The organism is Bradyrhizobium sp. Mp27, from assembly GCF_029953005.1.
Classification (GTDB): domain Bacteria; phylum Pseudomonadota; class Alphaproteobacteria; order Rhizobiales; family Xanthobacteraceae; genus Bradyrhizobium; species Bradyrhizobium barranii.
In genome coordinates, this window is the sequence record NZ_JASAUS010000239.1 from 1 (window position 1) to 7,553 (window position 7,553).

Consider the following 7,553-nt stretch of genomic DNA (forward strand, 5'->3'; position numbering starts at 1 on the left):
TGCCGAAAGTCATCGCCGGTGTAAAGTTCATCGACGGAATCGAAGTCATTCCGAACACTGAAAGCCACGCCGCCTGATCAGGCCGCGTCACCCAAAATCAGCCATAGCTCTGGAAAAAGCGGCAGGCTTCTTATTGTGCCAAATATCTGGCCATAAGGGGCCTTTGTCAACACGAGTAGACCGTCACAAAAGCTTCAACTTTCGATAGCATGACTTTCATGTTTAAAGAAGGGGCGTTTTCATGAAGATCCGGATGTTATTCGTATTCGCCCTTGTAATGCGAGCGTCGCCCGCAATGGCCTGGGACAATTTCGGTCACATGGAGGTCGCCCAGTTGGCTTGGGACGCGCTTACCCCGGCTGCACGCGCGCGCGCGGCTCAACTCTTGCGGCTCAACCCTCAATATATCGGGTGGACAGTTAACGTCGCGCCGGAGAAACGCGATCAAATCGCCTTTCTCAGGGCGTCGACCTGGCCGGACTACATCAAGAGCGCGCCGGGTTATGTTTCAGACGGACCAGAGGGCGGCAACCGCCCCCCCCCCCCCCCGCGGAACCGGAAGCCAGCCAGAATGTCGGGTACGCCGACCTGAACATGCACAAGTATTGGCATTTCATTGACATCCCATTCTCACCGGACAGAACGCCTACAGAGCAGCCGGCCTCTCCTAACGCGCAGACCCAGATCGCACTGTTTCGTAGGACGCTCGCCTCGCCGGTCGCAACCGACGACGTCAAATCGTATGATCTCTCATGGCTTTTGCATCTGGTCGGCGACATTCATCAGCCGCTTCATGCCACCGCCCGATTCACTGCGGATCTGCCACATGGCGACAACGGCGGAAATAGCGAAAAGATCAATTGTAGCGGCTGCTCCGAGACTACGCTGCACTGGTTCTGGGACGACACGCCCGGCTTGGGCGACGATGCCGACGTAGCCTCTGCGGCAGCCCATGCTCTTCCTCCGCCTGATCCAAGGCAGGTCGCGATTCGTGACGAGAATGTCTGGATCAATGAAAGCTTCGAGCTTGCAAGACAGGTCGTCTATCAAGCGCCCGTCGGCGCAGGCGCCGGCCCGTTCACGCTTACCGAAGCCTATCGGAGTTAAGGCGACCGAGCTAGCCAAGCAACGGATCGCTCTAGCCGGCGCACGACTGGCCGTCCTGATCAACGAAGCCCTTGCGCCACCAGTCGATCCGCGCCTTGGCTGCGACGCAGCGACCCTCTTGCCGACGGTAGACCTCGCGGAGCCGGAGAATATCGACGTCGTCAAAAAGCGGCTACTCCACTACCGGTGCCGTGGGTACGAGGACGACGTCGCGAAGGCGCTCGGAAATGGATCGCAAAACGCGCGCCGCAAGTCGAACGCCCCGCCATCGTTTTGGATATCGATGAAACGTCCCTGTCGAACTGGCCGCGGATCTATCAGGATGACTTTGCCTACGTCCCGAACGGCCCGTGCACGTTCCGTAAAGACCCCTGCGGCGATCTCGACTGGCAGCAGAGTGGCCGCGCTCAGGCGATCGAACCTACGCTCCGGCTCTACAGGACCGCGCGCTGCGTCGATGAAACCGCGTCATGCAAACCCATCGAGGTCTTCTTCATCACCGGGCGTCGCCAAAGCGAACGAAACTACGAGATGACGAGCGTCTGGACCCTTCGCAATCTAGCGATGGCCGGGTACGGGGCTGTCAGTCCGGACCATCTCTATCTTCGTGATCCGAACGGCGGCGGCACCGTCGCCGATTACAAAACGACTGCACGCGCCGATATTGAAACCCGAGGATTCACGATCATCGCCAACATCGGCGATCAGTACAGCGATCTCGCTAAGGGTCACTCCGATATGACTTTCAAGGTGCCCAATCCGCTTTACTTCATTCCCTAAGCCTCACCGCCGTGGAGCCTGCGCTAGAGCTCGCCAATTGCCAGCGTTGCTGCAAGAAGCCCACGAATGGCCCATACCCTTGCGCGCTGTGCTATGCGCGGTTCATGTTGCCCTACAGAGATAAGACTGTTACGGCGCCGCGCATCTCAAGCGCTCTATTTTGTTAGCATTCCGCGAGATTACGGGATCATCCAGGAAAGCCGCCGATGTTTTTTCACTCAAGCCGCGAACAGCAGGCTGCGCAAATTTCCGGCGTAACAGATGTCTTTGGGGTTACGCTTCTAAACCGAAATCATCCCTTCCCGCTTCTTGTCGAGGAGGAAGAAAAGGTGCATGGGGCCCTTCTCGCGAATTCGACTCATGGCGCGCTGTTGCGAGCGTTCGGATCGATCATCCCCACACCGGACAGCAATCTCATTGTCAATTTATCACCACGCGAAGACCTGTCGGACATTGCGCCCTTGCAAGTCTATAATCGCGTCTGTTTCACGAAGGATCGCGTCCTCTCCAAGGCGCTTGCCATACACGAAACCTTCGCCAAGTTCTGCGGCTTTTGCCTGCAATATGCCACCACGCCCGGGCTTCCGGAGCGCGATCTCGACGCTCTTTGGGAGCGCGAAACCAGCCGTTATCCGCTTCTGAAAGTGCTGGCGCAGACGATCGCCGAGCCGCGAGAGACCAGGGACTATCAACCGGTCTTCTCGGTTGTATACGCCATCGCCAAGGCCGTTCTGAATATCGGCGAATTTTCTCATTTGCTCGAGCTGCCGACGGCAAGGACACTTCACGACGCGATTTCGGGATCGATCCCGCGCGAGCCGTTCGAGAAGCGTTTTGATGTGGCGATGTGTGCCATAGGAGGCGTTGGGTGGAATGGATTACGCAGGTTGAGCTCGGCGGCAATTGACCGGATGATCGTGGACGCTTTCATCGCAAATTGCCTGCATGGCGAGCCGCCCTTGGATGCCGCTACCCTGTCGGCCCGATCAGTTTTATTGGGAAAACGCCTTGCCAGCCTCGCACCGGGCATTCTCTTTTGTCATCTCGCCGACAGGCACCTCGGCTGGAAGATGGGCTCGTGGATTGATCTCGATGAGCGGTTTCTAAATGAGGATGGTACATTCAAGATATTCGGGACGGCGCAATCGCTCGGCGGCGTGCTCGACTCCGATCCTTCTTTGACTGTGACATATGATGCGTTTACCGGAACAGGGACGTGGCCAATTGGCGGGCTCGCGGAAGTCGACGGAGGGAACGTCGAGGAAACTATAGTGTATCTGGCGGTGAGCGAGGTAGGCGCGATCGATTGCTATACAATCATCACGAGTACAGACGGGAGGGTTGAGACGTTCGTGGATGAAGGGAATGACTGGCCAGAACTTGAGTCGAAAATCCGGTGTTTTGCGCCGGAGCGGACCGCGCTCGTCATGCTTCCCCCGTCATTTAAGGACTTTTCGATCAACGTTCCTGCCGCACAGCTGCTATCCGATGCCCTCTGTCATTTGGCGCATATAATCTATTGGAACGTCTCCTTCGGGCCGGGGGCAATCGTGCGATCTGTGTCTTACGTCTACTCTCCCCGCCCCGCCGCAGAGATTTCCGGCGTCGGCGCTCGCGGACCGGCTGGCCTGATGAGTGTTCGCTCGTCATCTGTCGGTGTTGCGGCCGCGCCGCTTTACGCCGTTGACATAATAGGGCGTATACTGTCGCGGAACGCCGGGATCGCCGAGCCGGCGCGCCGGATTAGAGAGCCGGCTCGAGCGATGACGGATGTCGTTCTCGATAGCGAAGGGAAAAGGGTCGATAAGAGCGTTGTCGCTGCAGTGCGCGTCTATGAACGATTTTACGAGTATCCGAGTCTTCCCGGCGAACTTCCATTCTATAACGCAATAGAGCTCTTTAACGCGATCATTGAACGCGGCCCACATGGAGGACGTTTGCGCACATGACCGAGCATGAATCAACGGCTGATCTCGTCAGCTCCGCTGCACTTGAGATGTCGACGGATTACCAAGCGGACTACAACGAATGCAGGAGGCTGGTCCAAGAGTTCCTCCAGGTCGATGACGAAGGCTTGTATCACCTGGAGCTGGAAGATGAAGGAACCGCAACGTTAAAGACCATTCGTAACGTCGTTCGTGGCGCTACGAAGGTGCAGCTTGTCGATGTCGCGCAGGCGCTCACCGTTGTAGGGGGCGCTGCCGCGGCCTTTCCTGGTGAGAAGCTCAAATTTTGCATAAGCATGGCGAGCGCAGGCCTATACTTCATAAGAGCATTTCGCAGCGCCTATGCAGTCAAGCTCGATCAGGCCGACGCAGCCCTTGTTTGGGCCCTGCATCAGCTCGGAGGTACAGCGAAACGGCAAGCCCTGCGACAAGAGTGGAACGCCGTCGTCGCTGCCTCAAATGAGGTCGAGGCCGAGACCACAGAGGCAAAGCTTGCCGCGCGATTGACCGAGTTAGAAAAACTGGGATGCGTCGCTCTTAAGGACGATGAGGTCCGGCTAGCGCAGACGGTCGAGCGCAAATGATCGAGGCCTTCTGACGAAGCCGGAAGCTTGCTCCGAGCATGGTCGGGCCGAACAAAGAATCAGACCGCGTCGCGATCCGGGCGCGGCTTCCGGCGGCTTACCTCTCCCGCCAGCTTTCCATGATCAGCCTATCACCAATGGCCAAGTCGTCGTCCGTGAAGAATGCAGATCGGCCTGAGAGATAGGCAGAAGTTGTCTCGATAAAGTATTCGATTTTGCAGGAAAGCCGGGTGTTGGGCCGCGGTTTCTTGCGTTTTGGGATTTTGCTTTCGAGCGATTCGTGATTCCCTGACGGACGGGTCATCGGCATTGGGGACGGCGATGAGCAAACCGCGGGATGATCGCCAGAAAGACCTGTTGCTTCCGGCGCTCGATCAAATCATCGACATGGGCCACCCGCTGGTGCGGTTGGCGGCGCTGATCGACTGGAAGTTTCTGGATGACCGCTTTGGTTCGGTGTGCCAAACCGGGCCGGGGCAGCCTGGCCTACCGACGCGGCTTGTCGCCGGCCTGTTCATTCTGAAGCACATGCACAATCTCTCGGATGAGGTGCTGTGCGCCCGCTGGATCGAGAACCCTTATTACCAATACTTCTGCGGCGAGTTAAGCTTCTGCCACCGGCTGCCGTTCGATCGATCGTCGATGACGCGCTGGCGCCAGCGGCTCGGCGAGGAGCAGCTCGTCGCGTTGATCCAGGAAAGTCTGTCGGTGGCACACAAGACTGGCGCCATCGGTCCCAAGGACCTGGAGCGAGTGGTGGTCGATACCACGGTGCAGCCCAAGGCCGTTGCCCATCCGACCGACGCGCGGCTGATGCATCGGGCCATCACCAAGCTCGTCGGGCTTGCCAAGCGCAACCGTGTGCCGCTGCGCCAGAGCTATCTGCGCCTGGCCAAGCGCGCCGCCATCATGGTCGGCCGCTATACCCACGCTCACCAGTTCAAGCGCGCCCGGCGCCAACTCAAGTTCCTGCGGACGCGGCTTGGCCGGATCATCCGCGACATCCGCCGCAAGATTGATGGCGATGCGGCGCTGGAAGCGCGCTTCGGCCCGCTGCTCGATCTGGCGCAGCGGGTGCGCAGCCAGGATCAGCATCAGCGCGGCCCCAAGGTCTATGCGTTGCATGCGCCGGAGGTCGAGTGCATCGGCAAGGGCAAAGCCCGCGCGCCTTACGAGTTCGGCTGCAAGGTCAGTATCGCCACCCCCGTGACGTCCCCGAAGGGTGGACAGTTCGTGCTCCATACCAAGGCGCTGCACGGCAATCCCTTTGACGGCCACACGCTCGGCCCCGTGGTCGCCGACATGGAGAAGCTCACCGGCGTGGAGGCTCGTCGTATCCACGTCGACAAAGGGTACCGTGGCCACAACTACCCGCACCGGTTCAGGGTCTGGATCTCGGGTCAGGTTCGCCGCGTCACGGCTTCCATCCGGAGCGAGATGAAGCGTCGCGCGGCTGTCGAACCCGTCATCGGTCACGTCAAGGCCGAGCACCGCATGGACCGCAACTATCTCAAAGGCAGCGTCGGTGACCGCATCAACGCCGTCCTCGCCGCGGCCGGCTACAACTTCGGCCTGCTCCTGCGATGGCTCGCAGAACTCTTGCGTGCCATCATCCGCGCCTTCGCCGAAACTGTCCCGGCTCAAAAGATCGCTTAAATCAGCGCTCGTCCGCGTTCTTCACGGAGGACCAAGTCGCTGACGGTTAGCGCGCTGCCGACCAGCGAGTCCAGCGATTGGTCGCCGAAAGCCGGTCCACCGCGCTTCCTTAGCACGTAGGTCGTTCCGTCGTCGCTCCTCAGAGTGACGGCTTCCCCTGCTCTTGGAGTCGCCACCGACGCGACATTGAGTGCAAGGGATCGCAGAAGATCGAAGGAAGGCGAGCAAAATCGTAGAAGTTTGGCAGCGAGAGAGGGACTCGCCCCCCCGACCCCAGGATATGATGCCTAGCGTCTAAGGGGTAGCGGCGGCCGCACAGCGATTTTTAACCGTTTTCCTCGCGAATTACCCCACTTTTCTCTTCCTTGAACCCTCCTCCCCTTTCTTTTTCGGCAGATCCGTGGTGCCAATGTGGTGCCAATCGCTGGGAGTGGGGAGAAAGTCGTGGGTCAAATCCGGGTCAAAATCGACCAGACCATCATAGAGAAGGCATTCGAGGCCGCCCGATCTGGGGCAGCTGGACGGGACATCTATGCTGATACCGAGCAGCGCAGTTTGACTCTGATCCGGCGGGGCCGCGATGTCGGCTGGTACGTCAAGACGCGGGATTTTACCCGCCGTTTGAGCGACGTGGCTAAGAGCTACAAAAGCAAGGATGCCTTACCACCTCGAGCGGCCCGGGAAGCCGCCGCTCGACTGCTGACGGAATTGCGCACCTCCCCGAAGGAGCGGGAAGAAACGGCTTCTACGCGGGTTTGGACCTGGGCGGACTGCGTGACAGCCCGCCTCCTCCTGCTGTCCGGAAACCGTGTGGTCGCGAGACGCATCAAGATTCCCTCGGCAGAAACCCTGTCCGACGTTCGATCGGCTTTCGGCATAGACCGAAAGACCGGCACCTTCAGCGCAGCGAAACGGCCATCGCTTACTGTCCTTCAGGATATCCCCCTCACAGCCCTTAACGCTCATGTGCTCGGCTCCGCCATACGAGCAATCAATGGCGTACGACCTCGGGAAAAATTCTTGGCATACGCTAAATCCATGCTGACCTGGGCTTACAGCAATTCGCACGAGTCTGGCTTCGTCGTGCCGGCACCGTGGTGGCCGCAGATTGAGCCACCGCAGCCCTCAAGCGAAGAAATCAGCATAATGCAGGCGAACGCCGAAAAGCTTCGATCCCGCAAAACGGGCTTTCGGGTGCAGCACGTGGGTGACCTGCTCGCTCGCCACGAAGATTTCTGCGCGGGAAAGGTAGCCGAGGAAAAAATCTCGCCAGGGATAAGGTGGGGCATCTGGTGGATCGCGCTAACGGCCAATCGCCGTGGGTCCACTACTCTTCTTGAGCGTACGAATGTGCAACAGAGCGACGCGCTCGGAGCTATGGCGGAATCTGGGTGATGACGGTGTGAGGAAGGCGGCGTATCGAGGCGGGTGACGAGCCTGCCAGAACCTCTCGAGGAGAGCGATACGCCATGACCGAGAC

Annotated in this window: 6 protein-coding genes; 5 read left to right on the plus strand and 1 reads right to left on the minus strand. The window is 59.2% G+C overall.

The window, feature by feature from the left end; all coding sequences use genetic code 11:
- Positions 1–750 precede the first annotated feature (750 nt).
- Positions 751–1,125: a hypothetical protein gene (locus QJT78_RS46485; RefSeq protein ID WP_281460684.1), complete on the minus strand. Its 375-nt coding sequence runs from the start codon at positions 1,123–1,125 to the stop codon at positions 751–753.
- A gap of 168 nt (positions 1,126–1,293) precedes the next feature.
- On the opposite strand from QJT78_RS46485, the gene QJT78_RS46490 reads away from it, so the two are divergent.
- From QJT78_RS46490 to QJT78_RS46510, 5 genes are all read left to right on the plus strand, one after another.
- Entirely contained in the window at positions 1,294–1,887 is a 594-nt protein-coding gene (locus QJT78_RS46490; RefSeq protein WP_281460685.1) for an HAD family acid phosphatase, read from the plus strand.
- A gap of 206 nt (positions 1,888–2,093) precedes the next feature.
- Complete coding sequence (locus QJT78_RS46495) at positions 2,094–3,836, plus strand: hypothetical protein (protein ID WP_281460686.1); 1,743 nt, start codon at positions 2,094–2,096, stop codon at positions 3,834–3,836.
- Complete coding sequence (locus QJT78_RS46500; RefSeq protein WP_212479585.1) at positions 3,833–4,417, plus strand: hypothetical protein; 585 nt, start codon at positions 3,833–3,835, stop codon at positions 4,415–4,417. Before QJT78_RS46495 ends, QJT78_RS46500 begins: the two co-directional genes overlap by 4 nt.
- 321 nt (positions 4,418–4,738) lie before the next feature.
- Entirely contained in the window at positions 4,739–6,073 is a 1,335-nt protein-coding gene (locus QJT78_RS46505) for an IS5 family transposase (RefSeq protein WP_060909234.1), read from the plus strand.
- Between the two features lie 444 nt (positions 6,074–6,517).
- A complete protein-coding gene (locus QJT78_RS46510) occupies positions 6,518–7,468 on the plus strand; it encodes a hypothetical protein (protein WP_281460687.1) in 951 nt (316 codons plus the stop codon).
- Positions 7,469–7,553 lie beyond the last annotated feature (85 nt).

Coding starts and splice junctions, on each gene's coding strand:
- QJT78_RS46495 (WP_281460686.1), top strand. CDS start 2,094: ATGTTTTTTCACTCAAGCCGCGAACAGCAGGCTGCGCAAATTTCCGGC.
- QJT78_RS46500 (WP_212479585.1), top strand. CDS start 3,833: ATGACCGAGCATGAATCAACGGCTGATCTCGTCAGCTCCGCTGCACTT.
- QJT78_RS46505 (WP_060909234.1), top strand. CDS start 4,739: ATGAGCAAACCGCGGGATGATCGCCAGAAAGACCTGTTGCTTCCGGCG.